27 protein-coding genes are annotated in these 26,356 nt (G+C 74.1%); 14 read left to right on the forward strand and 13 right to left on the reverse strand.

From position 1 onward, the window contains the following. Window positions 1–106 precede the first annotated feature (106 nt). From ACYVAP_RS11980 to groES, 5 genes are all read right to left on the reverse strand, one after another. Entirely contained in the window at window positions 107–931 is an 825-nt protein-coding gene (locus tag ACYVAP_RS11980; RefSeq protein WP_498860792.1) for a hypothetical protein, read from the reverse strand. Continuing rightward, on the reverse strand, window positions 928–1,935 hold the full coding sequence (locus ACYVAP_RS11985) for a pseudouridine synthase (protein WP_498860793.1): 1,008 nt from the start codon (window positions 1,933–1,935) through the stop codon (window positions 928–930). The genes ACYVAP_RS11980 and ACYVAP_RS11985 overlap by 4 nt, the downstream gene beginning before the upstream one ends. After that, window positions 1,932–2,621 (reverse strand): hypothetical protein, encoded by a 690-nt coding sequence (locus tag ACYVAP_RS11990; protein WP_498860794.1) that lies wholly within the window; start codon window positions 2,619–2,621, stop codon window positions 1,932–1,934. The genes ACYVAP_RS11985 and ACYVAP_RS11990 overlap by 4 nt, the downstream gene beginning before the upstream one ends. 188 nt (window positions 2,622–2,809) lie before the next feature. Next, window positions 2,810–4,396 (reverse strand): chaperonin GroEL, encoded by a 1,587-nt coding sequence (groL, locus tag ACYVAP_RS11995; protein ID WP_137771435.1) that lies wholly within the window; start codon window positions 4,394–4,396, stop codon window positions 2,810–2,812. A gap of 3 nt (window positions 4,397–4,399) precedes the next feature. Then, the gene (groES, locus tag ACYVAP_RS12000; RefSeq protein ID WP_137771436.1) at window positions 4,400–4,696 is read right to left on the reverse strand and encodes a co-chaperone GroES; all 297 of its coding nucleotides are present in this window, start codon (window positions 4,694–4,696) and stop codon (window positions 4,400–4,402) included. A gap of 368 nt (window positions 4,697–5,064) precedes the next feature. Here groES and ACYVAP_RS12005 point away from each other — a divergent pair, with 368 nt between their 5' ends. Then, complete coding sequence (locus ACYVAP_RS12005; RefSeq protein WP_343906330.1) at window positions 5,065–5,238, forward strand: hypothetical protein; 174 nt, start codon at window positions 5,065–5,067, stop codon at window positions 5,236–5,238. A gap of 44 nt (window positions 5,239–5,282) precedes the next feature. Here ACYVAP_RS12005 and ACYVAP_RS12010 read toward each other — a convergent pair whose 3' ends face one another. The 5 genes from ACYVAP_RS12010 to ACYVAP_RS12030 all read right to left on the reverse strand — a co-directional run bounded on the left by ACYVAP_RS12010 (window position 5,283) and on the right by ACYVAP_RS12030 (window position 8,971). After that, window positions 5,283–6,137, reverse strand: coding sequence for a metallophosphoesterase family protein (locus tag ACYVAP_RS12010; protein WP_498860795.1), 855 nt, complete (start codon window positions 6,135–6,137; stop codon window positions 5,283–5,285). Between the two features lie 68 nt (window positions 6,138–6,205). Next, window positions 6,206–6,643 carry a molybdenum cofactor biosynthesis protein MoaE gene (locus ACYVAP_RS12015; RefSeq protein WP_498860939.1) on the reverse strand — a complete coding sequence of 146 codons (438 nt, stop codon included), beginning with the start codon at window positions 6,641–6,643 and terminating at the stop codon, window positions 6,206–6,208. A 17-nt stretch (window positions 6,644–6,660) separates the two neighbouring features. After that, complete coding sequence (locus ACYVAP_RS12020; protein WP_498860796.1) at window positions 6,661–7,209, reverse strand: MogA/MoaB family molybdenum cofactor biosynthesis protein; 549 nt, start codon at window positions 7,207–7,209, stop codon at window positions 6,661–6,663. After that, a complete protein-coding gene (gene moaC, locus ACYVAP_RS12025) occupies window positions 7,206–7,697 on the reverse strand; it encodes a cyclic pyranopterin monophosphate synthase MoaC (RefSeq protein ID WP_137771439.1) in 492 nt (163 codons plus the stop codon). Before moaC ends, ACYVAP_RS12020 begins: the two co-directional genes overlap by 4 nt. Next, window positions 7,697–8,971 (reverse strand): molybdopterin molybdotransferase MoeA, encoded by a 1,275-nt coding sequence (locus ACYVAP_RS12030; RefSeq protein ID WP_498860797.1) that lies wholly within the window; start codon window positions 8,969–8,971, stop codon window positions 7,697–7,699. Before ACYVAP_RS12030 ends, moaC begins: the two co-directional genes overlap by 1 nt. 124 nt (window positions 8,972–9,095) lie before the next feature. Between ACYVAP_RS12030 and moaA the strand changes: the two genes are divergently transcribed. Together moaA and ACYVAP_RS12040 are read left to right on the forward strand one after the other, a co-directional pair. Further along, window positions 9,096–10,187 carry a GTP 3',8-cyclase MoaA gene (moaA, locus tag ACYVAP_RS12035; RefSeq protein WP_498860798.1) on the forward strand — a complete coding sequence of 364 codons (1,092 nt, stop codon included), beginning with the start codon at window positions 9,096–9,098 and terminating at the stop codon, window positions 10,185–10,187. A 2-nt stretch (window positions 10,188–10,189) separates the two neighbouring features. Continuing rightward, window positions 10,190–10,450, forward strand: a complete 261-nt coding sequence (locus tag ACYVAP_RS12040; RefSeq protein ID WP_264450998.1) for a MoaD/ThiS family protein — start codon at window positions 10,190–10,192, stop codon at window positions 10,448–10,450. A 19-nt stretch (window positions 10,451–10,469) separates the two neighbouring features. Here the strand turns inward: ACYVAP_RS12040 and ACYVAP_RS12045 are convergent, their stop codons facing one another. Continuing rightward, window positions 10,470–11,582: a ThiF family adenylyltransferase gene (locus ACYVAP_RS12045; protein WP_264450997.1), complete on the reverse strand. Its 1,113-nt coding sequence runs from the start codon at window positions 11,580–11,582 to the stop codon at window positions 10,470–10,472. 347 nt (window positions 11,583–11,929) lie between these two features. On the opposite strand from ACYVAP_RS12045, the gene ACYVAP_RS12050 reads away from it, so the two are divergent. The 4 genes from ACYVAP_RS12050 to ACYVAP_RS12065 are packed head-to-tail and all read left to right on the forward strand — an operon-like array spanning window position 11,930 to window position 17,743. Then, window positions 11,930–12,919, forward strand: coding sequence for an ABC transporter permease (locus ACYVAP_RS12050; protein ID WP_264450996.1), 990 nt, complete (start codon window positions 11,930–11,932; stop codon window positions 12,917–12,919). A gap of 9 nt (window positions 12,920–12,928) precedes the next feature. After that, window positions 12,929–13,903, forward strand: a complete 975-nt coding sequence (locus tag ACYVAP_RS12055) for an ABC transporter permease (RefSeq protein ID WP_264451015.1) — start codon at window positions 12,929–12,931, stop codon at window positions 13,901–13,903. After that, on the forward strand, window positions 13,896–15,995 hold the full coding sequence (locus ACYVAP_RS12060; RefSeq protein ID WP_498860799.1) for an ABC transporter ATP-binding protein: 2,100 nt from the start codon (window positions 13,896–13,898) through the stop codon (window positions 15,993–15,995). Before ACYVAP_RS12055 ends, ACYVAP_RS12060 begins: the two co-directional genes overlap by 8 nt. A 32-nt stretch (window positions 15,996–16,027) precedes the next feature. After that, window positions 16,028–17,743 (forward strand): ABC transporter family substrate-binding protein, encoded by a 1,716-nt coding sequence (locus ACYVAP_RS12065; protein ID WP_498860800.1) that lies wholly within the window; start codon window positions 16,028–16,030, stop codon window positions 17,741–17,743. 119 nt (window positions 17,744–17,862) lie between these two features. Here ACYVAP_RS12065 and ACYVAP_RS12070 read toward each other — a convergent pair whose 3' ends face one another. Further along, the gene (locus tag ACYVAP_RS12070; protein WP_498860801.1) at window positions 17,863–18,480 is read right to left on the reverse strand and encodes a PH domain-containing protein; all 618 of its coding nucleotides are present in this window, start codon (window positions 18,478–18,480) and stop codon (window positions 17,863–17,865) included. A 37-nt stretch (window positions 18,481–18,517) separates the two neighbouring features. Continuing rightward, complete coding sequence (locus ACYVAP_RS12075; RefSeq protein WP_498860802.1) at window positions 18,518–19,783, reverse strand: molybdopterin molybdotransferase MoeA; 1,266 nt, start codon at window positions 19,781–19,783, stop codon at window positions 18,518–18,520. A gap of 108 nt (window positions 19,784–19,891) precedes the next feature. Between ACYVAP_RS12075 and ACYVAP_RS12080 the strand changes: the two genes are divergently transcribed. Genes ACYVAP_RS12080 through ACYVAP_RS12110 form a run of 7 tightly spaced genes read left to right on the forward strand, consistent with a single transcriptional unit; the run spans window position 19,892 to window position 26,307 of the window. Further along, window positions 19,892–20,878: an NADP-dependent oxidoreductase gene (locus tag ACYVAP_RS12080; protein WP_264450991.1), complete on the forward strand. Its 987-nt coding sequence runs from the start codon at window positions 19,892–19,894 to the stop codon at window positions 20,876–20,878. Between the two features lie 40 nt (window positions 20,879–20,918). Then, complete coding sequence (locus tag ACYVAP_RS12085; RefSeq protein WP_498860803.1) at window positions 20,919–22,193, forward strand: class I SAM-dependent methyltransferase; 1,275 nt, start codon at window positions 20,919–20,921, stop codon at window positions 22,191–22,193. After that, a complete protein-coding gene (locus ACYVAP_RS12090; protein WP_498860804.1) occupies window positions 22,190–22,894 on the forward strand; it encodes a DUF4129 domain-containing protein in 705 nt (234 codons plus the stop codon). Before ACYVAP_RS12085 ends, ACYVAP_RS12090 begins: the two co-directional genes overlap by 4 nt. Then, complete coding sequence (locus ACYVAP_RS12095) at window positions 22,891–23,361, forward strand: hypothetical protein (RefSeq protein WP_137771451.1); 471 nt, start codon at window positions 22,891–22,893, stop codon at window positions 23,359–23,361. The genes ACYVAP_RS12090 and ACYVAP_RS12095 overlap by 4 nt, the downstream gene beginning before the upstream one ends. Further along, the gene (locus ACYVAP_RS12100; protein ID WP_498860805.1) at window positions 23,358–24,422 is read left to right on the forward strand and encodes an AAA family ATPase; all 1,065 of its coding nucleotides are present in this window, start codon (window positions 23,358–23,360) and stop codon (window positions 24,420–24,422) included. The genes ACYVAP_RS12095 and ACYVAP_RS12100 overlap by 4 nt, the downstream gene beginning before the upstream one ends. Next, window positions 24,419–25,753: a DUF58 domain-containing protein gene (locus ACYVAP_RS12105; RefSeq protein WP_498860806.1), complete on the forward strand. Its 1,335-nt coding sequence runs from the start codon at window positions 24,419–24,421 to the stop codon at window positions 25,751–25,753. Before ACYVAP_RS12100 ends, ACYVAP_RS12105 begins: the two co-directional genes overlap by 4 nt. After that, a complete protein-coding gene (locus ACYVAP_RS12110) occupies window positions 25,753–26,307 on the forward strand; it encodes a hypothetical protein (protein ID WP_498860807.1) in 555 nt (184 codons plus the stop codon). Before ACYVAP_RS12105 ends, ACYVAP_RS12110 begins: the two co-directional genes overlap by 1 nt. The last annotated feature ends 49 nt before the right edge of the window (window positions 26,308–26,356 follow it).

The raw sequence follows: 26,356 nt of genomic DNA on the forward strand, positions 1-26,356 counted from the left end.
ACTCGGGGCGTCCCGGGGGGCGGCAGGCCGTGAGACGTGGGACCGGCCACGTCGTCCCCCGATGCGGGGCGTCCCATGACCCCCGGCCGGCGGCCGGCGGGGAGGGTCAGGGCCGCGGGTCCCCCTCGCGCGGCGGCTCCTTGCCGCCGAGCACCCGGCGCACGCGGTCGAACTCGGCGCGGAAGGCGGCCTCGTCCTCCTCGTACTCGGGCCGCCAGGGCATGCCGAGACGCGCGGCGAGCTCGCGGTGGGCGGCGCCGCGGCGGCTGCGGCGCGCGAGGGCGGCGAGCACCTGCCGTCTCGGAGCGGGCCGCAGTCCGGCCGCGGCCTGCAGGACCCGCAGCCCGTCGAAGGACTCCTCGTCCCAGGCGACCTCGGGCAGGATCCAGCGCTCAGGCTCCTCGCCGCCGCGGTCCACGCCGATGAGACCGGTGCTGCCGCGCTCCGCCTCGCCGACGGCGTAGACCACCTGCGCGAGCGGTGCGGTCCCCGCGGTGCGCAGCCCGCGACGCAGGGTGAGCGTGCGGGCGTCCTCGTCGAGCAGGGCCACCTTGTGGGTGGCGAGGATCGGGACGAGCGCCCACAGCGCGAAGAGGCTCCACAGCACGATCGCGCCGGCGAGCAGCTGGAGCGCTCCGTGGCCGAGGGCCCGGGTGAGCAGGTCGTCGAGGCCGGCGGCGGCGCGGCCTTGCTGCCACTGGGCGATGCCGGTCGCGGCGAAGGGGCACAGGAGCAGGCCGATGATCGGGAGCCCCACGAGGGCGAGCGGTCGCCAGCGCGCGATCGCGGTGGGACCCACGACGACGGCGCCGGATCGGGTGCGCCGAGGCGCGGGAGGCGCGGCGACGGTCCCGTCGGGCATCCCCTCGGCTCCGTCGGGCATCCCCGCGGGCTCGTCGCGGGGCCCCTCCGCAGGCGCGCTCTCGTTCATCGTGCCAGCGTACGGGGGCCCGGTCCGAGGCTCCGTGCGCTCGTGACGTGACGCGCCTCCCCCGTGACCGGGTCGGTGAAGGCGAGGGTGCGGGCGAGCAGCTGGAGGGCTCCGCCGCCTGCCGTGCGCGCGGCCTCCGCGGAGCTCGGGTAGAGGTCCTCCCCCACGATCGGGGCGCCGCGGGAGGAGAGCTGGGCGCGCAGTTGGTGGGTGCGGCCGGTGAGCGGGACGAGCCGCAGCAGGAGCGTGCCGTCGCTCTCCACCGCGAGCACCTCGAGCTCGGTGGAGGAGTTGGGCTCCCCGGGCAGCACCCGGGTGGTGAGCTCCCCGCGACGCTTCTCGAGCCGGTCCTCGAGCAGCGTCCGCTCCCCCAGGGTCCTCGGCAGCGTCGATCCCTCCGCGGGCCGCACGCGTGCGAGGTACTCCTTGCGCACCGCGCGCGCGGCGAAGAGCTGCTGGTAGGCGGATCGCTCCTCGGCGCGGATGCCGAGCGCGATCACCCCGGCGGTGCGCCGGTCCAGCCGGTGCAGGGGGCTCAGCTCCGCGATGCCGGTCTCGCGGCGCAGGCGCACGAGCAGGCTCGAGCGGACGTGCGCGCCGCGGGGCATGGTGGCCATGTCGTGGGGCTTGTCCACCACGAGCAGGTGCGCGTCGTGCAGCAGCACGGGGATCCGCGCCGGAGGCACCTCCTCCGCGGCGAGCTCGCGGTGGAACCACATCTCCTCCCCCGGGTGCACGGCGTCCTCGGCGTCCCAGGGCGTGCCGTCGGTGCGCACGACCGCACCGGCCAGGAACCGATCCGCGAGCGGGGTCGCAGCGGGAGCCGCGAGCGGAGGGAAGCGGTGGAGCAGAGCGGCGAGCGCGGTGGTCGGTCCGTTCCAGGCGGGAGGGACGCTCCAGCGCACGGGGTCCAGGCCGTCCTGCTGTGGGAGCGGGGCGCGAGGCCGCCGCGCTCGCCGACGGGCCGCACGGCCGGGCCGGGGCTCGGGGACGGATGCGCTCACAGTCCCCAGACGACGAAGGTGAGCACGTTGTGGCCCACGTAGAACAGCGCCAGCAGGGCCAGACAGAGGTTCGGGTGACGATCGAGCACGGTGAGCGCCTGGGGCACCCGCGCCCGCAGCTCGGGGAAGGAGAGCACCTCGATGTCCTCGACCTCGACGCCGGCGGCGCGCGCCCGCTCGAGGGTGATCCGCTGGGCGCGGTGCCCGAACATGCGGCTCGAGACGGCGAGCATGCGCCGGCCCTGCGCGTCGAGGAGGTAGACCCCGTCGTACGCGGTCTCGGGCACGTCGAGCAGCTCGACGGGGGTCAGGCCGCGGTCGATCTCGCGGATGGCGAGCACCTTGGCGACCTCGTCCCAGCCGGCGGCGCGGTCGCGGCGCACGAGCCCGTGCAGACGGAAGCCGTGCGCGTCCACCTCGAGCCACGAGGAGACCACCCGCACCACGCCCAGCACGGTCGCCGCGAGCACGGCGGCCCAGAGCAGCAGCGGGAGCGTGAAGAGGAGGTCGTGGCCGAGGGCGGGGTCGTGCCACAGCCGCTGCCCGACGAGGCTCACGATGACGAGGAACTCGAGGACCACGCCGCAGACGACACCGGCGAGCAGGGCCGCACCGATCACGATCGCCGGCGGGGAGAAGGTCCGGGTGGGCAGGGACTCCTCATCGACACGGGGGCCACCGGCCACGGAACCGCCTCCTGCCACGCAACGTTCGGACACATCGGACCCGCACATCCTAGGTCGCCTCCCTGACGGCGGAGACCCTCGGCCACGGGCCGGGCGGTCGGGTGTCCCCCGAGCCGCCCGGCCCGACGCGCAGCAGGACGGCCGGCCGATCCGAGGATCGACCGGCCGTCCCGGTGGGGCGAGGGGGCTCAGGCCTCCTCGTCGTCCTTCTTCTCGATGACGAGAGTCTCGGTGGTGAGCACCAGCGCCGCGATCGAGGCGGCGTTCCGCAGCGCGGAGCGGGTCACCTTGACCGGGTCGATGATGCCGGCCGCGACGAGGTCGACGTACTCGTCGGTGGCGGCGTTCAGGCCGTGACCGGCCTGCGCGTCGCGCACCTTCTCGACGACGACGTAGCCCTCGAGGCCCGCGTTCTCCGCGATCCAGCGCAGCGGCTCGACGACGGCGCGGGCCACGGCGCGCACGCCCACGGCCTCGTCGCCGGAGAGCCCGAGGTCGCCCTCGAGGACGGTGGACGCCTGGACGATGGCGCTTCCGCCACCGGCCACGATGCCCTCCTCGATGGCCGCACGAGTCGCGGAGACCGCGTCCTCGATGCGCATCTTCTTCTCCTTGAGCTCCACCTCCGTGTGGGCGCCCACCTTGATGACGGACACGCCGCCGGCGAGCTTGGCGAGACGCTCCTGGAGCTTCTCGCGGTCCCAGTCGGAATCGGTGTTCTCGATCTCGGAGCGGATCTGCGCCACACGATCGGCCACGGCCTGCTCGTCGCCGGCCCCGCCCACGATCGTGGTGGAGTCCTTGGTGATGACGACGCGGCCGGCGTGGCCGAGCACGTCGGTGCCCACGGACTTGAGGTCCAGGCCGAGGTCCGCGGTGACGACCTGCGCACCGGTGAGGACCGCGATGTCCTGGAGCATCGCCTTGCGACGGTCGCCGAAGGCCGGGGCCTTCACGGCGGCGCCCTTGAAGTTGCCGCGGATGCGGTTGACGACCAGCGTGGACAGGGCCTCGCCGTCGACGTCCTCGGCGATGATGAAGAGCGGCTTGCCGCCCTCCACGACCTTCTCGAGCAGCGGGAGGATGTCGGCCACGGCCGAGATCTTGCCCTGGTGCAGCAGCACCTGGGCGTCCTCGAGCACGGCCTCCTGGCGGTCGCCGTCGGTCACGAAGTGCGGGGAGATGAAGCCCTTGTCGAACTGCATGCCCTCGGTGAAGTCGAGCTCCATCGCGGTCGTGGAGGACTCCTCGACCGTGATGACGCCGTCCTTGCCGACCTTGTCGAACGCCTCGGCGAGCAGCTCGCCGATCTCGCGGTCCTGGCTGGAGACGGCCGCGACGGACGCGATCTGCTCCTTGCCGTCGACCGGGATGGACAGCTCGCCGAGCTTCTCCGAGACGGCCTCGACGGCCTTCTCGATGCCCCGCTTGAGCGCGGCCGGGGCCGCACCGGAGGTGACATTGCGCAGACCCTCGTGGACGAGCGCCTGGGCGAGCACGGTGGCGGTGGTGGTGCCGTCGCCGGCGACGTCGTTGGTCTTGGTGGAGACCTCCTTCGCCAGCTGCGCGCCGAGGTTCTCGTAGGGGTCCTCGAGCTCGATCTCACGGGCGATGGTGACGCCGTCGTTCGTGATCGTGGGGGCGCCCCACTTCTTGTCGAGGACGACGTTGCGGCCCTTGGGGCCGAGCGTCACCTTGACGGTGTCGGCGAGCTTGTCGACGCCGCGCTCGAGGGCGCGGCGCGCCTCCTCGTTGTACAGGATCTCCTTGGCCATGGATCAGGCCTCGATGATCGCGAGGATGTCGCGGGCGCCCAGCACGAGGAACTCCTCGTTGCCGTACTTGAGCTCGGTGCCGCCGTACTTGGAGAAGACGACCTTGTCGCCGACCTTGACGTCGACCGGGATGCGGGCACCCTTGTCGTCGAAGCGGCCCTCGCCGACGGCGACGACCTCGCCCTCCTGGGGCTTCTCCTTCGCGGTGTCCGGGATGACCAGGCCGGAGGCCGTGGTCTGCTCGGCCTCGAGCGGCTTGACGACGACGCGATCCTCGAGGGGCTTGATGGAGACCGACATGCGGCTCACTCCTTCATAGAAGAATGGACTCTGCTGAGTTCTGGGCGGAGGGACCCGGTGTCCTGGACGTCGTCGCGGTGCCGACCGGGACGGGACCCTCACGGCAGCCTCTGGCACTCTCGGCCTTCGACTGCCAACGGGACCACTCTAGGACCGTCCTGGCACTCATGCAAGACGAGTGCTAACGGCCGGACGTCCGCCTCCGGCGAACTCTCCTGCGCCCCAGGTCACACACTTATTGTGAACCTGGCAACTGGACATGTCGGAACCCGTGACGGCTCGCCCGCGCCCGCGTACAACAAGAGGGACACGGCCGCACCGGAGACCCCGGGCGGCCCGCACGAGGACCGATCCACCAGGAGACCCCCATGACCTTCCTCCGCAGCCTCTCCACCGCCCTCGGCCGCATGGCCGACCGCATGCAGGGCCAGGACGTCGAGCGGCACAACGCCGTCATCGGCAACCGCATGGGCGGCGACGTCGCCGCCGTGACCCAGGCCCGCACCTCCCAGGGCGTGAGCCCCCTCGGTCTGGGCCGCTGACCGCCGATCGCTGATCGACGACCGCTGAGAGCCGGACGCGGGGCTCAGCGCCCCGCGGCCTCCGCGATCGCCCGCACCTGGTCCGGTCCGAACAGGTAGACCGGCACGGTCACGTCCCCGAGCGTGTCCCCCGCGCTCGGCAGCACCGAGGTGACGACGCGCGGGGCGCCCTCCCCGCTCTCGACGAGGCTCGCCCCGCTCAGCGCGAGCGCCCGCTCGCTCTCCCCCGCCCCCAGCGGGTCCACCACGTTCGTGATCCCGGGGGCGACGTGCACCGGCACCCCGCCGATGCTGCCGCTCATCTCGTGGTGGTAGTGCCCCGCGAGCACGATCCGCACGTCGCTCCCCGCGAGCACCTCCGCGAGCTCCTCGAGCGGCTCGAGGTCGAGGCTGCGCAGCAGCGGGGTCGCCGCGACGAGCGGCGGGTGGTGGATCGCGAGCACGGTCCCGCCCGCCGCGGGCTCCGCAAGCACCGCGCGCAGCCAGTCCAGCTGCTCCCCCGTCAGCTCCCCGTAGCCCGCGCCCGGCCGGCTCGAGTCGAGCACCACGACGCGGCCGCCGCCCGCGAGCGCGTGCACCCGGTCCTGCACCTCCGTGCCCCGCGCCCCCGGGCCCCGCACCGCCGCGTAGGCCGCGCTCACGTCATGGTTTCCCATCGTCACCATGAGCGGCGCGCCGAGGCGCTCCGCGACGGGGTCGAGGATCGCGTGCAGGCGCCGGTAGGACTCCTCCGTGCCGTCCTCCGAGGCGTCCCCCGTGTGCACCACGGCGTCCACGGGACCGATCGGGCCGAGCGCCGCGAGCAGGCCCTCGAGCGCCGCGCCGGTGTCGATGCGGTCGTAGTGGCGGGCGGCGGGGTCGCCGTAGAGGTGGGTGTCCGTGATCTGGAGGATGCGCATGCGGGCACCGTAGCGAGCGGGGGTGTCCCGCGGGTGAACGGGCGCCCCTGTCCGAGCGAGCGAACCCTCTAGCCGAGCGCCCCGACCCATTCGTCGGTGCCGTCGGTGAACCGCTGGTGCTTCCAGATCGGCACCTGCGCCTTGACCTCGTCCACGAGCGCGTCGCACGCCGCGAAGGCCTGTTTGCGGTGCGCGGCGGCGACCGCCGCGACGAGCGCGCTGTCCCCGATCGCGAGCGGTCCGTGACGGTGCGCCACCGCGAGGCGCACCTCCGGGAAGCGCTCCGCGATCCCGTGCGCCACCTGCGCGAGGACCTCCTGGGCCGACGGATGCGCCGTGTACGTGAGCGCCGTGACGCCCCTGCCCTCGTCGTGGTCGCGGACCACGCCGTCGAAGGTGACCACGGCGCCGCAGCGCGGATCGGCGACCGCCTCGACCATCGCGGCGGCCTCGATGACCGCGGTCGTCACCCCGGCGTGCCGGAGACGCTCCGCCGCCTCACCCATCGCGGGATCGTCGGCGCTCACTCGTGCCCCGCCCCGTCGCGCTGCTCGAGCAGGTGGTCGAGGATCGGGTCGAGCACGGCGATGCCGTCCTTCACACCGCCGCGGGAGCCCGGCAGGTTCACGACGAAGCAGCGGCCGGCCATGCCGGCGAGACCGCGGCTGAGCAGCGCCGCGGGCGAGGCGGCCTCCCCGCGCCGACGCACCGCCTCGAGCACGCCCGGCATCTCCCGCTCGATGAGGGGCGCCGTCTGCTCGGGCGTCACGTCCGCAGGGCCGATGCCGGTGCCGCCGGTCGTGACGACCACGTCGGCCCCCGCGTCGAGTCCGCGACGGATCGCGGCGCCGACCTCGGGGCCGTCGGCCACGACCTCGCGGACGACGGGATCCAGCCCCCTGCCCTCGAGCCAGGAGACGAGCAGCGGGCCGGTGCGGTCCTCGTAGGTGCCGTCCGCCGCGCGGGTCGAGGCGACGACCACGTGCGCCCTGCCGCGCAGGGCGGGCGGCGGCGCGTCCTCGAAGCGGGCGGAGCAGTCGGCGTCGCTGCGCCGTGCGGGCATCTCCTTCATCGGTCCTCCTCGCGCTGCCAGTCGCCGCTGCGGCCGCCGGACTTCGCGAGCACCCGGATCCCCTCGATGCTCGCCTCCCGGTCCACGGCCTTGATCATGTCGTAGAGGGTCAGGGCGGTCACGCTCACCGCGGTGAGCGCCTCCATCTCCACCCCGGTGACGCCCGTGGTGCGCACCCGGGCGGTGATCTCGAGGGCGTCCTCCCCCGCGGGGGCCACGTCCACGGTGACGCCGGAGATCGGCAGCGGGTGGCACAGCGGCACGAGATCGCTCGTCCGCTTCGCGCCCATGATCCCGGCGATGCGGGCCACGGGCACCGCCTCGCCCTTGGGGAGGTCCCCGGCGAGGATCCGCTCGCGCACGTCCGGCCGCGTGCGCAGGAGCCCGCGGGCGGTGGCCTCGCGCGAGGTCACGGGCTTGTCGGTGACGTCGACCATGTGGGCGGAGCCGTCCGCGCGCACATGGGAGAGGCCGTCGGGTCGGGTCATCAGGAGCCTTCCGTGAGCAGGATCGTCTCGACGAGGTCGCCGTCGTGGAGAAGGTCGGTGCCGACCGGCACGGCGACGAGGGCATCCGCGGCGGCGAGCGCGGCGACGAGGTGGGAGCCGGGGCCGCCCACGAGCCGCACCTGGCCCGAGGGGAGCACGCGCGCCCGCCGGTGCTGGAGCAGGTGGGCGGGAGAAGGCTCGGGGCGGGTGGGGTCCTCGAGCCGCAGCGGGAGTCGCAGGCGCCGCCGGGGCGGGGCACCGAGTGCCGGTCGCAGGATCAGCTCGCAGCTGAGCAGCGCGGAGACGGGGTTGCCGGGCAGGGCGATCCAGGGCACGCGGCGTCCCTCGTGGAGCAGGGTGCCGATGCCCTGGGGCCCGCCGGGCTGGAGGGCGAGGGTCGGGAAGGCGAGCGTCACGTCCGCGTGCTCGGCGGCCATCCGCACCACCTCGCGGGCGCCCTGGCTCACGCCGCCGCTCGTGACGATCAGGTCCGCATCGGTGCTCTCGAGCTCCGCGTGGAGGCGCTCGAGCAGGAGGGCCGGGTCGTCCGGCACGGCGGCCGTGCCGACGACCTCGGCGCCGGCCTCGGCGAGCGCGGCGGCGAGACCGGGCCCGTTCGCGTCATGGGTGCGCCCGGGGCCGGGGTCGCCGCCCGCGGGGGCGACCTCGCTGCCGGTGGAGAGGACGAGCACGCGCGGCGGGGTGCGGGCCTCGACCTCGCGGGCGCCGCACGCGGCGAGGTGGGCGATCCGGCCGGGGGTGAGCACCTGCCCCTCGCGCAGGATCGTGTCCCCGCGGCGGGTCGCGGAGCCGCGGGGGCGCACGAAGCGCCCGGGAGCAGTCCCGAGCGGGGACAGCACCACGGAGCCCGCGCCGCCGTCGGCCCCGTCGGATCCACCCGGCACGAAGCGCCCGGCGGCGCTCTCCTCGACGGGGACCACCAGGTCCGCGCCGGCGGGGACGGGAGCGCCGGTCATGATCGCGCGGGCGGTGCCGGGCGCGAGCTCGCCGGGCAGGTCGCCGGCGGCGATCATCGACCCGAGCGGCAGGGTGACCTCCTCGCCCGGGTAGGGGAGGTCCGCCGCGCGCACCGCATAGCCGTCCATCTGGGAGACGTCCGCCGCGGGGACGTCGAGCGGGCTGCGCAGCTCCTGCGCGGCCACGCGCCCCAGGGCCGCGGCGCCCAGCGGCACCGGCAACGCCCCCAGGGTCTCAGCGACCAGGGCGGTGACGTCCGCCACGTGGTCCGCGAGGGGGATGCGGCGCGATGCCATGGCGGGGCCTCCTTCTGGGCACCTCCTCACCGATCCGGCGCGGTGAGGGGGCCACCACCGAGGGTAGCGCCCGGCCTATCCTGGAGGGACGCCCGCCATCCCGCGCCACGGAAGGAGCCGCCGCATGGCCCGCATCGCGCTCGGCATGCCCGTGCCCCGCCGCACCGATCCCCGCGGCGCCCTGCCGGACGTCTCCGACCGTCCCTCCTCCCCCGCCCTCGTGGACCGCTTCGGCCGCGCGGCGACGGACCTGCGGGTCTCGCTCACCGACTTCTGCAACCTGCGCTGCAGCTACTGCATGCCGGAGTCCGGGCTCACCTTCCTGAAGCGCGACCAGCTGCTCTCCGCGGAGGAGATCGTCCGCCTGGTGCGGATCGGCGTCGAGGAGCTGGGGGTGGAGCAGGTGCGCTTCACCGGTGGGGAGCCGCTCACCCGCCCGGACCTCGAGGAGATCCTCGCCGGCTGCGCGGCCCTGCCCGGCCGGCCCGAGCTCTCGCTCACCACGAACGCGATCGGTCTGGACCATCGGGCGGCCGGGCTCGCCGCCGCCGGGCTGGACCGGATCAACGTCTCCCTGGACACGGTGGTCTCCGAGACCTTCGAGCGCATCACCCGCCGCCCGCTGTTGCACCGCGTGCTCGAGGGCATCGACGGGGCGCGGGAGGCCGGGCTCTCCCCGATCAAGATCAACGCGGTGATCCTGCCGGGCGTGAACGACCACGAGCTGCCGGACCTGCTGTCCTGGTGCCTCGAGCGGGACCTGCAGCTGCGGGTCATCGAGCAGATGCCGCTGGACGCGGACCATGCCTGGGACCGCGGCGCGATGGTCACCGCCGGGGCGGTGCGGGAGATCCTCGACGAGCGCTTCGTCCTCTCCCCCGCGCCGGTGGCCCGCGAGGGCGCGCCCGCGGAGCTGTTCGACGTCGCCGCCCGGGACGGCGGGGAGCACCGGGGGCGTCTCGGGATCATCGCCTCGGTCACCGAGCCCTTCTGCGCGGACTGCCGCCGCACCCGGCTCACCGCGGAGGGCAGCGTGCGCACGTGCCTGTTCTCCCGCGAGGAGACGGACCTGCGCACGGCCCTGCGCTCCGGTGCGGCGGACGCGGAGATCGCGGACCTCTGGCGCGCCGCCCACTGGGGCAAGAAGGCCGGGCACGGCATGGACCGGGCCGACTTCGTGCCGCCCGAGCGGCCCATGAGCGCGATCGGAGGATGAGCATGAGCGCAGCAGGGAGCCCGGCGATCCGGGTGCGGCTGTTCGCCGGGGCGGCGGCGGCCTTCGGGGCCGACGACGCGACCGTGCACGGGGCGACCGTCGGCGCGGCGATCGCCGACCTGCTCGAGGGGGCCTCCGCGGAGGCCCGCACCGTGGTGGGCCGTTCGAGCCTGCTCGTGAACGCCGTGGCCTGCACCGATCCCGGGAGGGCGCTGGCCGACGGCGACCGGATCGACGTCCTCCCGCCCTTCGCGGGCGGCTGAGCCCGCCGCTGCGGCCGCGTCAGCGGGTGCGGAGGGCGCGCAGGGCCTCTGCCCCGCCGCGCAGGGAGCGCACGCCCACGCCGTGCTCGGCGAGCACCCGCTGGGCGCTGCCGGAGCGGGTGCCGCCCGCGCACAGCAGCACCGCTCCCTCGAGCGCGGTCCGCGCCTCCCCCGTGAGCGCGAGCAGCTCCGCGAGCGGCAGGTGCTCCGCGCCCGCGACCTCGCCGCGCTCGGCGATCTCCGCGCTCTCGCGCAGGTCGATGACGCGCACGCCGGCGGCGAGCAGGGCCGGGAGCTCCACGGGCAGCACCTCGGGCGCCGCCGCGGATCCCGCCGGTCCCGAGGGGCCGGGGAGCGCGCAGGTCACCCGCAGGTCCTCGAGCTCGGTGACGGCAGCGCGGGAGGGGTCGCGGGCGAGCGGCAGCTCGTCCCAGCGCGAGCGCAGCGCGTCGTAGAGCGCGACCCTCCCCTGGAGCGGGTCCCCCATGCCGGTGAGCACCTTGACGGCCTCCAGCGCCATGGACGATCCGATGACGCCGCACAGCATGCCGAGCACGCCGGCCTCGGCGCAGGACGGCACCTCGCCGGGTCGCGGGGGCACGGGGTGGAGGTCGCGGTAGGTGGGGCCGCCGGCGTCGGCGCGGAACACGGCCACCTGCCCGGAGAAGGCGAGGATCGATCCCCACACGAGCGGGAGGCGGAGGATCTCGCAGGCGTCGGAGGCGAGGTAGCGGGTGGGGAAGTTGTCGCTGCCGTCGAGGACGAGGTCGTGGCCGGCGAGGAGGTCGAGCGCGGTCGCGGGGGTCACCGCGTCCACGACGGCCCGCACCTCGACCTCGGGGTTCTGGAGGGTCAGCCGCTCCGCGGCGACCTCGGCCTTCGCGCGGCCGACGTCCGCCGGGGTGAACAGCACCTGGCGGTGGAGGTTCGTGAGGTCCACGAGATCGGGGTCCACGACCGTCAGCGAGCCGATGCCGGCGGCGGCGAGATAGGACAGCAGCGGCGCGCCCAGGCCGCCGGCGCCGATCACGACCGCTCGGGAGGCCGCGAGCCGCTCCTGGCCCGCGTCGCCGAGCTCGGGCAGCCGTCGCTGCCGGGCATAGCGGGGCCCCAGCGCACCCTGTTCCGACACCTGTCCAGCACTTTTTCCCTGCACGTCCGCTCCCGCTCCCGCTCCGCCATCGCCGTCCACCATGTGAGGCACGTCGCTCTCACCGGCGCTTCCGTGTCCCTCGATAACGATTCGGCCATGGCCTCTCGATCTGGCGCTGAACACCCTGTGACTCGGCATACAGTCTCCACAACTTACTGACAGGTCCCGCACCGAAGCGGGAACCACCTTCCGATCCGTGAGGACCCTCTCGTGCTCCACCCCTTCTCACCGCCCCCGTCGGGACGGCTCCCCGATCGCCCCGCGATCGGGTCCAGTGACGTCGACCGCACCATCGGTGGAGCGCGTGCACGACGAGGAGCCGCTGCGTGACCAGCTACATCCTGCGACGCTTCGTCAACTACGCCATCCTCACGGCGCTCGCGACGGTGTTCGTCTACATCGCCGCGTCCACGTTCTTCTATCCTCGGCGCCGGTACCTGGGGCGCAACCCCCCGATCCCCGAGGACTCGATCGACAGCATCCTCACCGGATACGGCATCAACGACAAGGACCCGGTCCTCCTGCGGACCTGGTGGTGGATCGAGCGCATCGTCACGAACCCACTGCCGGACAAGCTCGGGCACGACCTCGGCAACAACGCGGTCATCTCCGAGATCTTCTCCCGGGCCGGCGTGAGCCTGCAGCTGCTGCTCGCGGGCGCGATCATCGCGGCGATCCTCGGCGTGGTCCTCGGCGTGTGGGGCGCGGTGCGCCAGTACAAGGCCTCGGACCAGATCGTCTCCTACGCCTCGTTCATCCTCATCTCGACCCCGACCTTCGTGGGCGGCGTGATCCTGCAGATCCTCGCGACGAACTTCAACAACGCGACCGGTCACCAGCTGATCCGCTTCACGGGCGCCTACACCCCCGGCATCACGGGCTTCTGGCCGCAGCTCATGGACAAGGGCGTGCACCTGCTGCTGCCCACCATCGCGCTCGCGCTGTTCGGCGCCGCCGGCTACTCGCGCTACCAGCGCGCGGTGATGCTCGACGTGCTCGGCAGCGACTTCATCCGCACGGCCCGCGCCAAGGGCGCGACCCGCACCCACGCCCTCGTCAAGCACGGCGTGCGCGTGGCCCTCATCCCCATGTCCACCTACTTCGCGTACAACTTCGGCACGCTCGTCTCCGGCTCCGCCTTCCTCGAGATCATCTTCTCGTGGGCCGGCATGGGCCAGTACGGGATCATGGCGGTCCAGCAGTCCGACGTGAACGCCCTCGCGGGCACCGTCTGCTTCACCGCGATCCTGCTGCTGATCAGCTCCACGCTCTCCGAAGTCCTCTACGCGGCGCTCGACCCGAGAGTGAGGGTCTGACCCATGTCGATGACTCCGACCCCTCCCACCGACCAGGCCGTCGACCTCCCCACGGACCTCGAGCCCACCGCCTCCCTCGCGGAGGAGGCCGGCGTGGGCGCCGGCTCCGCGGCCCAGAAGGCCTACCGTCCCGTCTCCCGCGGCCGCCTCGTCTGGCGTCGCCTGCGGCGCAAGCCGAACTTCTGGATCGGCGCCGTGATCCTCACGCTGATCGTCCTCTTCGCCCTGTTCGGCGACCTGCTGAACATCTACGAGCTGGGTGAGCAGGACCCGTACAGCTTCAACGCGAAGCCCAGCGGCCAGCACTTCTTCGGCACCGACGCGATCGGCGTGGACCTCTACGCCTCGATGACGGAGGCGCTGCGCAAGTCGCTGCTGATCGGCTTCCTCGCCGCGCCGCTCGCGACCGTGCTCGCCGCCTTCATCGGCTCCCTCGCCGGCTACCTCGGCGGCTTCGTGGAGACCGCGACCAACTGGGTCATCAACCTGCTGCTCGTGCTGCCGGTGTTCTACGTCCTCATGATCATCTCGCCGCTGCTGTCCTCGATGAGCTGGGTGATCCTGGTCGTCGCGATCGGCCTGTTCGGCTGGATGATCATGGCCCAGATCGTCAAGAACCAGACGAAGTCCCTCAAGGAGAGGGAGTACGTCAAGGCGGCCCGCTACATGGGGGTCGGCACGCTGACCATCCTGCGCCGCCACATCATCCCCAACGTCGCCTCGCTGCTGATCATCGACGCCACCCTCGGCGTGGCCTCCGCGATCCTCGCGGAGACCTCGCTGTCCTACTTCGGCCTGGGCATCCAGGCGCCGGACGTCTCCCTCGGGACGCTCCTGCAGGACGGCACGAGCGCCGCCGTCTCCCGGCCGTGGCTGTTCCTGATCCCCGCCGGCTTCCTCGTCACGCTCCTCACGGCCGTCGCCCTGATCGGCGACGGACTGCGCGACGCGATCGATCCCACCAGTGAGGTGAACCGTGCCTGAGCCCCTTCTCGAGGTCAAGGACCTGACCGTCTCCTTCCCGAACGCGAGCGGCGACGTCCGCGCGGTGCGCGGCGTCGACTACTCGGTCGCCGAGGGCGAGTTCCTCGGCATCGTCGGCGAGTCCGGCTCCGGCAAGTCCGTCTCCTCGCTCGCCGTCATGGGCCTGCTGCCCTCCTCCGCACGGATCACCGGGGACATCACCTTCCGCGGGCAGTCGCTGCTGGGGATGGGCGACAAGCAGCTCTCCCGCCTGCGCGGCCGTGAGATGGCGATGATCTTCCAGGACCCGCTCTCCGCGCTCACCCCCGTCTACACGGTGGGCCAGCAGATCGAGGAGGCCCTGACGCTGCACAACAAGGGGATCAGCGGCGACCTCGCCCACAAGCGGGCCGTCGAGCTGCTGAAGATCGTCGGCATCCCCGCCGCGGAGCGCCGCGTGAAGGCGTTCCCCCACGAGTTCTCCGGCGGCATGCGCCAGCGCGCGATGATCGCGATCGCCATGGCGAACGATCCGTCGCTGATCATCGCCGACGAGCCCACGACCGCCCTGGACGTGACGATCCAGGCGCAGATCCTCGAGGTCCTCCAGAAGGCCAAGGAGGTCACGGGCGCCTCGGTCGTGCTCATCACGCACGACCTCGGCGTGGTCGCCGGCAACGTGGACCGGGTGGCCGTCATGTACGCGGGCAAGCTCGTCGAGACGGGCCCCGTGGACGAGATCTTCTCCGCCCCGCGCATGCCGTACACGATGGGGCTGCTGCGCTCGGTGCCGAACATGCTCACGGCCGGCAGCAGCCGGCTCGTCCCGCTCGAGGGGCGCCCGCCGAACCTCGCGAAGCTCCCCCAGGGCTGCCCCTTCGCGGCCCGCTGCCCCGCCGCGCAGGATCGCTGCCGCGAGGCGGAGCCCGAGCTGCTCGTCACCGACGGCACCGGCCGCCAGGTCGCCTGCCATCGTGCGGACGAGATCGCCGCGGGCACGCTGCGTCCGGTGGACATCTTCCCGCGGCCCCCGTTCCACGAGCGCGAGGTCCTCGAGGACCGTGACACCGAGCCCGTGGTCTCCGCGAAGGGCCTGGTCAAGCACTTCCCGCTGTACAAGGGCGCCGTGTTCCGCCGCGCCGTGGGCACGGTCAAGGCCGTGGACGGCGTGGACTTCGAGGTGCTGCCCGGCCAGACCCTCGGCCTCGTCGGCGAGTCCGGCTCCGGGAAGTCGACGACGAGCCTCGAGCTCATGGAGCTCACCGCGCCGCAGGCGGGCAGCCTCCACGTCGCCGGTCACGACGTCGCGACGCTGAGCAAGGCCGACCGTCTCGCGATGCGCAAGGACGTGCAGATCGTCTTCCAGGACCCGATGGCCGCGGTGGACCCGCGGCTCCCGGTGGGCGACATCGTCGCCGAGCCGCTGACGGTCCACAAGGTCCCGCGCGCCGAGCGCCAGCGCAAGGTCGCCGAGTTGCTCGAGCTCGTGGGCCTGGACCCCGAGATGGCGGACCGCTACCCGCACGAGTTCTCCGGCGGACAGCGCCAGCGCATCGGCATCGCCCGCGCGCTGATCACCGAGCCCAAGGTGCTCGTGCTCGACGAGCCGGTCTCCGCGCTGGACGTGTCGGTGCAGGCGGGCGTCGTCAACCTGCTCGAGGACCTGCGGGACAAGCTGGGCCTGTCCTACCTGTTCGTCGCCCACGACCTGGCGATCGTCCGCGAGATCGCGGACACGATCGCCGTCATGTACCTGGGGCGCATCGTCGAGTACGGGCCGGTCGCGGAGGTCTACGCCTCGCCGCGCCACCCGTACACGCGGGCGCTCATGAGCGCGGTGCCGGTCCCGGATCCCGAGGTCGAGCGCACGCGCCGCCGGATCATCCTCGCCGGCGACCAGCCCAGCCCGGCGGAGGACATCGCCGGCTGCAACTTCGCCTCCCGGTGCCCGCTGATCTCGCTCCTCCCCGAGGGCAAGCAGCAGCGGTGCCGCGGCGAGGACCCGGTCCCCGTGCTCCACGGGGGTTCACGGGTGGCCTGCCACCACGTGGACTCCATCTCCCGGCTCGACACCGTCGACGCCGCCTCCCAGTCGTCCGTGACCAGCGCCTGACGCAGCATCCCACCCAGGAAGAGAGAACCACCATGAAGATCACGAGCACCCGCCGACTGTTCCTCGCCGGCACCGGCGTGGTCGGCAGCGCCGCCGCGCTCGCCGCCTGCGGCCAGCAGTCCGCCGAGGAGCAGGCCTCCCAGGCCGCCGAGGAGAACTCCTCGGCGGCGGAGGACGCGGCCGCGCTGCCCAGCACCGCATGGGAGCGTCTGGACTACGACCAGGTGCCGGACGGCGGCTCGCTGAAGCTCGCCGTGTCCCAGCTGCCCAACAACTGGAACTACAACCACGCCGACGGTCTCCTCGCCGACCTCTCCGACATCCGCGGCCCGCTCGGCGCCGGCGCGGAGATCACCTACTCCGAGTCCGGCGAGAAGACCCTGAACACGGACTACATCGCGAAGGCCGAGCTCACCAGCGAGGACCCGCAGACGGTCTCCTTCTCCTACAACCCCAAGGGCGTGTGGGACGACGGCTCCCCGATCGTCGTCGAGGACCTCATCTCGCAGTGGAAGGCGAACTCGGGCGAGAACGAGGACTACCAGATCGGCTCCACGGTGGGCTGGGACCAGATCAAGTCGATCACCCAGACCGATGACGAGTACACCGGTGAGATCGTCTTCTCCGATCCCTTCATCGACTGGATCACCGTGGTGCACCCGGACGTCCCGAAGAAGGTCTCGGAGTCCGCGAAGGCGTGGAACGAGTCCTACGTCTCGACCCCGACCCCCTCCAAGGGCCCCTTCACCGTGGACTCCGTGGACACCACCGGCGGCGTCGTGAACCTCAAGCGCAACGACAAGTGGTGGGGCCGCGCCCCCAAGCTCGAGACGATCACCTTCTCGGTGGTGGACCAGACCACGCAGCCGCAGTCCTTCGCGAACGGCGAGATCGACATCCTCGATATCGCGAACGGTGACGTGCTCTCCCAGGCGAAGACCCGCTCCGATGCGGAGATCCAGTCCACGAACGGCCTCACCTGGACGCACCTGACCATGAACGTCAAGGGCGCCGACGGCAAGCTCGAGGACGTCAAGGTGCGCGAGGCGATCGCCCGCGCGATCGACCGCGACGCGATCGGCCGCGCCGTGGTGGGCCCGCTCGAGGCCCCGATCCAGCTGGTCGACAACTTCGTGTACATGCCCGGCCAGGACGGCTACGAGGACTCCTTCGGGGGTCTGAAGTACGACGCCGAGGCCGCGGGCAAGCTGCTCGACGAGGCCGGCTGGGCGCTCGACGGCGACAAGCGGAAGAAGGACGGCAAGACCTTCGACCTCTCGATCATCATCCCGGCGGACACCAAGTCGAACTCCGACCGCGCCCGCCAGGTGCAGACCAACCTCAACGCGGTGGGCCTGAACGTCGAGCTGCAGACGGTCCCCTCCGACGCGTACTTCGACGATTACATCAACCCGAAGACCTTCGACATGGTGACCTTCTCGTGGGTGGGCTCGCAGTTCCCGGAGTCCTCCTCCGTGAACCTCGTGTACCCGCTGGACTCCCAGCAGAACTACACGAACTTCGCGGACGACCGCCTGGGCGATCTGGACAAGCAGATCAAGGCCGCCTTCGACCTCGACGAGCGCCACAAGGTCGCCAACGAGATCTCGAAGGTCATCGCCGAGTCCTTCGTGCTCATCCCCTTCTACGCGACCCCGAACATCGTGGGCGTGAAGAAGGGCGTCGTGAACCACGGCGCGTCCCAGTTCGAGAGCACCGACTGGACCCAGGTCGGTATCAAGGCCTGATCGACGTACTGCGAGGAACGAGCGGTAGGAGATCAGGCGAGAGAAGCAGAGCCTGATCGACGTACTGCGAACGGGGCCCGGTCACCGTACCTGCGGTGGCCGGGCCCTTCGCTGTGCGCTCAGAGCACCGCGCGGAGCACGACGAGCAGGAGCGTCACTCCGAGCACGGCGATGACGGGCAGGTTCCAGCGGGTGCGGGCGCGGCCGGTGCCGACCTCCGCCTCGTGGTGCTCCTGCCAAGCCTCGACGCGGTCCACGACGATCGCGCTGCGGGAGTCGCGCTGGTCCTTGCGCAGGCGCTCCTCGGGGCCCATGCGCACGCGGGGGCCGCCGTCGGCCGCGGCCTCGCGGCGGCGCAGGGGGTTGTCGCGGCGCAGGCCGGGGGCGTTCCAGGCGGTGAGGGTCTGCTCGGTGCCGTCGGCCGTGATCGCGTCGACGCGGAGCATGGCACCGAGGCGCACCTCGCGGATCGCGGTGAAGGGCAGCACGTGGGTGCGCCACACGTTGCGGATCTCGAGGCTCTCGCGGTGCAGCACCACCCGGGGCGCCCACAGGAGCGCCCAGACGACGGCGAGGAGCAGCAGCAGCCCGGGCAGCAGCAGCGCACCGGTGAGCCCGGCGCGCAGCACCGCGTCGAGGGCGAGCAGCGCCGCGGCGACGGCGACGACGATCGTGATCACCTCCGCGCTGCGCGGGCGCAGGGTCAGCGGTGCGGCGGGATCGGGCGCGGCGGGCATGCGCCCACGGTAATGGAACCGCCTGGTCATGACCTGCTCACAGATCGAGGACGAGCACGCTCTCCCCGGCCGCGGCGTCGGCCGGGTTGCGGAGGGTGCCGTCGAGCAGCACGAGCGCGTCCGCCCGGCCGTAGGGGGCGAGCCGACGTCCGGGGAGCGTGTCCACGCTCTCGCGGCCGTCGGCCCCGCGACGCAGCCTTCCGGCGACGACGGTGAGCCCCGGGCGGCGCACCGCGAAGGAGCCCTCCCCCACGAGCACGCGGCGCGGTGCGGGGGCGGGCCCCGGCAGCAGCGGGCGCACGAAGAGGTGGTAGCCCACGAGCGCGCCGACGGGGGTGCCGGGCAGGTGCACGACGGGCGTGCCGTGGTCGGCCCCGACGGCAGGTGGCAGGGTCCCGTGCCCCTGCGGCCCGCCGGGCCGCAGGGCGAGGTGCGCGAAGCGGGAGGTGCCGTCGCCGCCCGGGCCCAGCAGCGACTTCACCACGTCGTAGGCGCCGTGGCCGATCCCGCCGGTCGTGACGACGAGGTCCGCATCCCGGGCGGAGTCCGCGAGCACGTCGCGGAGCCGGGAGGGGTCGTCGGGGCCGCGGAGCACCCGCGGGATCGCCCCGTGGGTCACGAGCGCCGCGGCGAGCATCGTCCCGTTGGACTCGCGGACGGTCCCGGGGACGGCCGGGCCGGCGCCCGTGAGCTCGTCCCCGGTGACGACGATGCTCACCCGCGGCGGCGCGTGCACCTCGAGGTCGGTCACGCCGAGGGCGGCGGCGAGGCCGATGAGGGCGGCGCCCACCCGGGTCCCGGCGGCGGCGAGCTCCTCGCCGCGGGTGACCTCCTCCCCGGGCCCGCGCACGTGCTTGCGCGGGGGCAGGGGCGACGCGAGGGTGATCCGCACGGCGGCGGGGGCGGGGCCGACGGGATCCGCATCGGTGTCCTCGACGGGGACGACGGCGTCCGCCCCGGGCGGCAGCGGGGCGCCGGTCATGATGCGGGCGGCGGTGCCGGTCGGCAGCGGTGCGGGGTGCCCGGGACGGGCGGGGAGGTCCGCGACGACGGGGAGCACGGTCGTGCCGGGGGCGGTGAGCTCGGCGCGGCGCACCGCGAAGCCGTCCATCGCGGAGAGGTCCTGGGAGGGGAGCTCCTCGGGGCTGGTCAGGGGCGCGGCGAGCACCCGGCCGGCCGCCTCCGCGAGCGGGACTCGGGAGGTGCGCGGGGTCCTGTCATGCAGGGTCCTGTCCCGCAGTGCGCGGTGCGCCTGCACGATCTCGTCCCGCCACTGCCACGGATCGCCCCGGTGCTCGCCCATGCTGCTCCTCCCCGGCCTGCGGGGCCGTGCTCGGTGGCATCGTCCCATCACGGTCCGTTCCCATGGTGCACCCTGCCACCTCCCCGTCTCCCGGTGCATCATGGAGTCATGCGTGAGATCCGTTTCGACAGCTTCGGCGGCCCCGAGGTCCTGACGCTCCACACCGACGCCCCGCAGCCCGTGGCCGGCCCGGGCGAGGTGCTCGTGGAGGTCTCCTACGTGGGCCTGAACCCCCTGGACTACAAGATCCGCGACGGCTCCTCCGGCCGCTCGAAGGACCTCGTGCTCCCGGCCGGGACGGGCCGCGAGATGGCGGGCGTGGTCCTCTCCGCCGGTCCCGACCTCGACGAGGCGGAGCTCGAGGCGCGCGGCGTCGCCCCCGGCACCCGGGTGTTCGGCATGCGCGCCGCCGCGGACCAGCGCGGCACGGCCGCCGAGGTCATCGCGATCGCGGCGGACGATCTCGCCCCCATCCCGGACGAGGTCACCGCCGAGGAGCTCCCGCGCTGGGCGGGCCTCGCCCTCGTGGGCCTCACGGCGATCGCCGCGGTGCGCGACAGCGCCCGGATCGCCGAGGGCGAGACGGTGCTCGTGCACGGGGGCGCGGGCGGCGTGGGCCAGCTGCTGATCCCCATGGCCCTCGAGGCCGGCGCCTCCCGGGTGTGGGCCACGGGCCGCGCGGCGAACGCGGAGCGGATCCGCGAGCTGGGCGCGACCCCGATCGCGTACGACGACGCCGACTGGCGCGCCGAGATCGACGAGGCGACGGGCGGCCGCGGCGTGGACGTCGTGCTGGACACGCACTACTTCACGACCTTCGTGCCGAGCCTGGACCATCTCGCCCCGGGCGGGCGGATCGTCACCCTCCCCACCCTCGCGGACACCGCCCCCGCGACCGAGCGCGGCATCGAGGTGCACGTGCCGCAGCTGGTGCCCGGCCGCGACCGCCTGGACCACCTCGTGCAGGGCCTGCGCTCGGGCGCCTACCCGCTCGAGGCCTCCACGGTGCTGCCGCTCGGCGAGATCGCCCGCGCGCACCGCCTGCTCGCGGAGGGCCACACGCGCGGCAAGCTCGTGCTGGACGCGCACGCCTGAACGCCCGCCCCGGCGCGTCGCCGCCGGTAGGGTGTCGGTCATGCCCTCCGCCCCTGCCGACGACGCCGCACGGGCGATCGAGCCCCTGCTGCACCCCCAGGGGTGGGCGCTGCTGAACTCCCTCCCGCCGTACCGGGAGCAGGACGTCCTGTCCCGCTCGAGCTCCCTGCGCGAGGCGGGGCACTCCCCGGAGCTCGTCTCCGCCGCCCTCACCCAGTCGCGCCTGCGCGCCCGCGGGGAGGAGAAGTTCGGCGAGTTTGCGCGCTCCATGCTGTTCACCGAGCACGGCCTCGAGCAGGCGACCCGCCTGCCGGTCGCGGCCCTGCACGCGGAGCGCTTCCAGCGCGCGGGGGTCTCCGCCGTGGCGGATCTGGGCTGCGGGATCGGCGGGGACGCGATGGCCCTCGCGGGCCTCGGCCACGACGTGCGCGCCGTGGACCGGGACCCGCTCACGGTGGCCGTCGCGACCGTCAACCTGCGCCCCTTCCCCTCCGCGGCCGTGCACCTGGGCAGCGCGGAGGACCACGACCCCGCGCTGACCGACGGCATCTGGCTGGATCCCGCCCGCCGCGCTCCCGCGCGCGGTTCGGCGCGCGGCGCCCGCCGGCTCCACGACCCCGAGGAGTACGAGCCGCCGCTGTCCTTCGTGCTCGACCTCGCCCGCCGGCTCGGGGAGCGCGGCGGTGCCGCGCCCGGGACGCTCGGCGCGCTCGGCGCGAAGCTCGGCCCGGCCGTGGACCGCTCCGCGCTGCCCGAGGACGTCGAGGTCCAGTGGCTGTCGCTGCACGGGAGCGTGCTCGAGGCGGTCCTGTGGTGCGGCCCGCTCGCGCGCGAGGGGGTCCGCTCCTCCGCCCTCGTCATCGGTCGCGAGGGGGCGCACCGCCTGGACCTGCGCGCGGACTCCCCCGGCGACCCGGTGCCCGGGGCGCTCGGCGACCATCTCTACGAGCCCGACGGCGCCGTCATCCGGGCCGGTCTGCTCTGCGCCCTCGCCGAGCGGCTCGGGGCGCGCACCCTCGACCCGACGATCGCCTATCTCACCGCGGACCGCCGCATCGACTCGCCCCTCGCGCGCGGGTACGCCGTCCGCGACGTCATGCCCTTCTCGATCAAGGCCCTCACGGGCTACCTGCGCGAGCATCGGATCGGGGTGCTCGAGATCAAGAAGCGGGGCACCGCCGTCGAGCCCGAGGAGCTGCGCCGCAGGCTGCGTCCCCGCCGCTTCGGCGACGAGGCCGCGACGCTCGTGCTCACCCGGATCGCCGGGGAGCAGTCGGTGATCGTCGCGTCACCGCACGGGAGCACGAGGGCATGACCGCCCCGGGCAGGGCCCCACGCCGCCGCGCGCTCGCGCCGCTGCTGGTCCTGCTCGGCGTGCTCGCCCTGGTGATGCTCGCCCTGGGCGCCGGGGCGGATCGCGGCACGCTCGCCCTGTTCGACGGGCAGGAGCGCACCGCTCCCCCGCCGCCCGCCGAGGGCCAGGCCTACGAGGAGCCCGAGTGGGCGACGGAGGACCAGCCCACGATCCCCCCACCGATCCAGCCCATGTCCCGGGAGTCCTTCGTGCGGATCCTCGTGGTGCTCGGTGTGATCGCCGCGGCCCTCGTGGCCCTCGTCGCCCACCGCATGTGGCGCCTCGCCCCGGAGCGGCTGCGCAGCGCCGGCGAGGTGGAGGACGAGGCGGGCTTCACGACGGAGCAGGCCCGGGACGCGCTCGCCGAGGCCCGCCGCTCGCTCTCGACCGTCGTCTCCGCGCACGACGCGGTGATCGCCGCCTGGCTGGCCCTCGAGCGGGCGATCGGACGGGCCGGGGTGAGCCGGGCGCCCTCGCAGACGACCCTCGAGTACGTGGTGGCGGTGCTCGGCGCGCTCGCGCTCGACGCCTCCGCCCTCGACGAGCTCGCCGGACTGTACCGGCGCGCCCTGTTCGACCCGCACCCGCTCGTCGAGGCGGACCGCGACCGCGCCCTGCTGCTGCTCGAGCGGCTCGAGGCGCAGCTGCAGGAGGCATCGTGAACGGGCGCGGCACGGGTCTCGCGGTGCGGCTGCTGATCGGCGCCGCGACCGCGCTCGTCGTCGTGCTCGTGTGCTCCCTGTTCGACCTGCAGCTCGCGCTCCCGCTGCCGCTCGCCCTCGGCCTCGCGGCGGGCGCGATCGCCTGGTGGGTGCACGTCGGCGTGGACCATGCCGACCAGCTGCACTCCCCGCCGCTCGACCTCGACGTCGACTACGCCCTGCCCCATGCGCAGGACCAGCGGGTGCGGCGGCTCGAGGAGACGATCCACGGCGCCGGCCCGCGCCGCCGGATGACGACCGGCGCGCTCGTGCGGGAGCTCGAGGGCCTCGCCGCGGCGCGCGGCGTGCACCTGGACCTGCCGCGCCGCAGCGGGCCCGACGGCCCCGAGGCCGTGCCCGTGGACCGGGCGGCCCTGCACCGCCACCTGAGACAGCTCGCCGCCGCAGACGAGGAGAGGCTCCCATGACCGACACCCCGCAGCACCCCGCCCCCACGACCGGAGCGGGAGCGCCCCCGCCGCAGGACGTGCCCGCCGCGAGCCGTGCGGCAGCCCGCGTGCTCGACGCCGTCGAGGGCGCCGTGGTGGGCAAGCGCACCGCCCTCGAGCTCGTGCTCGCCGGGGTCCTCGCGGGCGGCCACGTGCTGCTCGAGGACCTCCCGGGGCTCGGCAAGACCCTCGCCGCGCGCTCCTTCGCGCAGGCGCTCGGGCTGCCCTTCACGCGCGCCCAGTTCACGCCGGACCTGCTGCCCGCGGATCTCACCGGCGCCGAGGTGTTCGACCAGCGCACGGGTGAGTTCGTGTTCCGGCCCGGTCCCGTCTTCACGGGCCTCCTGCTCGCCGACGAGATCAACCGGACCCCGCCGAAGACCCAGTCCGCGCTGCTCGAGGCGATGCAGGAGCGGCAGGTCTCCGTCGAGGGGACGACCCGCCCGCTGCCCCGCCCCTTCCACGTGCTCGCGACCGCGAACCCCGTCGAGCACGAGGGCACGTACCCGCTCCCCGAGGCCCAGCTGGACCGCTTCCTGCTGCGGCTCTCCTTCGGCTACCCGACCCCCGAGGAGGAGTGGGACGTCGTCTCCCGCCGGCTCGTGCGGCGCCAGGAGGAGCAGTCCGTCCCCCAGGTGCTGGACGGCGAGGGTCTGCTCGCCGTGCAGGCCGCCGTGGAGACGGTGCACGTGGCCGACGCCGTGGGCCGGTACGCGGTCGAGCTCGTGGGCCGCACCCGCGAGCACGCCCACGCCCTCGTGGGCGCCTCGCCCCGCGGCACCCTCGCGCTCATCACGTGCGCGCGGGCGCTCGCGGTGATCCGCGGCCGCGACTACGTGGTCCCCGAGGACGTCAAGGCCCTCGCCCACCCGGCGCTCGACCACCGCGTCACCGTCAAGCCCGAGCTGTGGCTGCAGAACGCGACCGGGGCGGGCGTGGTCTCCGCGGTGCTCGAGCAGGTCCCCGTCCCTGCCGCGGAGCAGCCCTCGGCGGCCGGGACCGTCGGGCCCGCCGGCGAGCGGGCCGGCAGCGCCGGATGACCTCCTCCCCCGCTCCCCCGGCGACGACCCGGCGCCTGCACGACCGGCCGTCGGCCGCGCTCGTGCGCGCCGGGGCCGTGGGCGGCGGCGGGGCGCTGCTCGCGGTGCTCGTGGGGCGCCCGCTCGTGCTCCTCGTCGTCGTGCCGCTGCTCGTGTGGGCGCTCGTCGCAGTGCTCCGCCGTGATCCCGAGGGCGTGCCCTCCGCGCAGGTCGCGGCGTCGCGACGGATCGTCGAGGAGGGCTCGAGCGTCGCGGTGGACGTGCGCACGGGGCCGGGGGTGCTCACCGCGGTGACCGTGCCGCTCACCAGCCACAGCGACCTCACGCCGCCGCACGGCTCCCTCGCGGGGGACGGCACGGTGCGGATCGCGGTGCGCGCCCGGCGCTGGGGCCGGATCGCGGTGGGCCCGCTGCACGTCCTCGCCTCCGATCCCCTCGGCGCCTCGCGCGCGCAGGTCGAGCTCGCCCCCGTGCACGTGCAGGTGCTGCCGGACGCCTCGGTGCTCGAGGCCCCCGTCGAGGTGCCCACCCCGATCGGCGTGAGCGGTGTGCACCTCTCCCGCCGGCGCGGGGACGGCACGGCCCTCGCGGAGGTGCGCGCCTTCCGCCCGGGCGACCGCCTGCACCGCGTGAACTGGCGGGTCACGAGCCGCACCGGCACCCTCCACACCAACGCGACCTTCACCGAGCAGGACACGGACGTGCTCATCGTGACGGACACGATCGCGGACGTCCTGCCCTCGCCGTGGGCGGGACCGGACGCCCCCAGCAGCCTCGACGTGACCGTGCGGGCCACGGCCGCCGTGGCCCGCCACTACCTGACCGCCGGGGACCGGGTGGGCGTGTTCGACGTGGGCCATCTGCTGGGCCCCGTGCGCCCGGGGACCGGGCCGCGGCAGCTGCGCGTGCTCACCGACACCCTCTCGCGGGCCGCCCGTGACACGGGCGCGCCGAAGCCCGCGCGGCGCCTGCGGTCGGTGCGGCCGGGCACCCTCGTGGTGGTCTGCTCCCCGCTGCTCGCCGTGCCCGCGATCGAGCAGATCGGCGTCCTCGTCGCGCACGGGGCGGACGTCGTCGTCGTGGACACCCTGCCCGCGAGCGTGGGCGACACCTCGGTGCTCCACGGCCGGCCGCTCGCCGTGGACGGCCGCGCGAGCGAGCGCTTCTGGGCGGAGGCCTGGGCGCTGCGGCGCCTGCAGCGGGAGGAGACCGTGCGCGAGCTGCGGGAGTCCGGGGTGCCTGTCACGCCCTGGGAGGGGCCGAGCTCGCTCGCCCCCGTGCTGCTCTCGCTGACCGCCGCCCGCACCGCGCCGCGACGGAGGCGGTCCTGATGCAGTGGGTCCAGCGGTTCGTCGACCCGCTCGCCCGGGGGCTGCTCCTGCTGCGCACGGTGAGCCCCGAGCAGACGGGGCTGCGCCTGCTCGGCCTCGCCGCGACCGTGGCCGCGCTGCTGCTCGCGATGCCCGGGGGCCTGTTCTCGGGACTCGGCCCGGCGCTGCTCTCCCTCGCCGCGATCGCGGGGCTGATCGCCTCGACCCTCGCACCGGACTCGGACCTCGGGCTGCTCGCCCCCGCCGCCGTGGTGCTCGCGCTCGTGCCGCAGACGGAGCTGACCGCGGGCCGGGCCGTGCTCGTGGCGCTGTGCCTGCTCGCGGCGCACTGCGCCTGGGCGCTCGCGGCGACGATCCCGCTGCACGGCCGCCTCACCCGCGCCGCGTGGGCGCTCACGGGGCGTGCGCACCTGGTGGTGCTCGTGGCCTCCGCGGCGGGGGCCGGCCTCGTGCTGCTCGTCTCCCGGGTGGACCTCGGCCCCTGGATGTTGGTCCCCGCGGTGCTCGCGCTCGCCGCGCTCACGGTCGTGGTGCTCCCCCGCCGGGAGCGCTGAGGCGGGTCCCGTCGGCCGTCGGGGGCCGGTCCGGTACGCCCTGGGCGGA

It is taken from the genome of Brachybacterium horti (assembly GCF_054777615.1).

Excerpts from the sequence above, each read along its gene's own strand:
- ACYVAP_RS11980 (WP_498860792.1), bottom strand. The coding sequence starts at position 931 with ATGAACGAGAGCGCGCCTGCGGAGGGGCCCCGCGACGAGCCCGCGGGG.
- groL (WP_137771435.1), bottom strand. The coding sequence starts at position 4,396 with ATGGCCAAGGAGATCCTGTACAACGAGGAGGCGCGCCGCGCCCTCGAG.
- groES (WP_137771436.1), bottom strand. The coding sequence starts at position 4,696 with ATGTCGGTCTCCATCAAGCCCCTCGAGGATCGCGTCGTCGTCAAGCCG.
- ACYVAP_RS12005 (WP_343906330.1), top strand. The coding sequence starts at position 5,065 with ATGACCTTCCTCCGCAGCCTCTCCACCGCCCTCGGCCGCATGGCCGAC.
- ACYVAP_RS12010 (WP_498860795.1), bottom strand. The coding sequence starts at position 6,137 with ATGCGCATCCTCCAGATCACGGACACCCACCTCTACGGCGACCCCGCC.
- ACYVAP_RS12015 (WP_498860939.1), bottom strand. The coding sequence starts at position 6,643 with ATGGGTGAGGCGGCGGAGCGTCTCCGGCACGCCGGGGTGACGACCGCG.
- ACYVAP_RS12020 (WP_498860796.1), bottom strand. The coding sequence starts at position 7,209 with ATGAAGGAGATGCCCGCACGGCGCAGCGACGCCGACTGCTCCGCCCGC.
- moaC (WP_137771439.1), bottom strand. The coding sequence starts at position 7,697 with ATGACCCGACCCGACGGCCTCTCCCATGTGCGCGCGGACGGCTCCGCC.
- ACYVAP_RS12030 (WP_498860797.1), bottom strand. The coding sequence starts at position 8,971 with ATGGCATCGCGCCGCATCCCCCTCGCGGACCACGTGGCGGACGTCACC.
- moaA (WP_498860798.1), top strand. The coding sequence starts at position 9,096 with ATGGCCCGCATCGCGCTCGGCATGCCCGTGCCCCGCCGCACCGATCCC.
- ACYVAP_RS12040 (WP_264450998.1), top strand. The coding sequence starts at position 10,190 with ATGAGCGCAGCAGGGAGCCCGGCGATCCGGGTGCGGCTGTTCGCCGGG.
- ACYVAP_RS12055 (WP_264451015.1), top strand. The coding sequence starts at position 12,929 with ATGACTCCGACCCCTCCCACCGACCAGGCCGTCGACCTCCCCACGGAC.
- ACYVAP_RS12065 (WP_498860800.1), top strand. The coding sequence starts at position 16,028 with ATGAAGATCACGAGCACCCGCCGACTGTTCCTCGCCGGCACCGGCGTG.
- ACYVAP_RS12070 (WP_498860801.1), bottom strand. The coding sequence starts at position 18,480 with ATGCCCGCCGCGCCCGATCCCGCCGCACCGCTGACCCTGCGCCCGCGC.
- ACYVAP_RS12075 (WP_498860802.1), bottom strand. The coding sequence starts at position 19,783 with ATGGGCGAGCACCGGGGCGATCCGTGGCAGTGGCGGGACGAGATCGTG.
- ACYVAP_RS12080 (WP_264450991.1), top strand. The coding sequence starts at position 19,892 with ATGCGTGAGATCCGTTTCGACAGCTTCGGCGGCCCCGAGGTCCTGACG.
- ACYVAP_RS12085 (WP_498860803.1), top strand. The coding sequence starts at position 20,919 with ATGCCCTCCGCCCCTGCCGACGACGCCGCACGGGCGATCGAGCCCCTG.
- ACYVAP_RS12090 (WP_498860804.1), top strand. The coding sequence starts at position 22,190 with ATGACCGCCCCGGGCAGGGCCCCACGCCGCCGCGCGCTCGCGCCGCTG.
- ACYVAP_RS12100 (WP_498860805.1), top strand. The coding sequence starts at position 23,358 with ATGACCGACACCCCGCAGCACCCCGCCCCCACGACCGGAGCGGGAGCG.
- ACYVAP_RS12105 (WP_498860806.1), top strand. The coding sequence starts at position 24,419 with ATGACCTCCTCCCCCGCTCCCCCGGCGACGACCCGGCGCCTGCACGAC.
- ACYVAP_RS12110 (WP_498860807.1), top strand. The coding sequence starts at position 25,753 with ATGCAGTGGGTCCAGCGGTTCGTCGACCCGCTCGCCCGGGGGCTGCTC.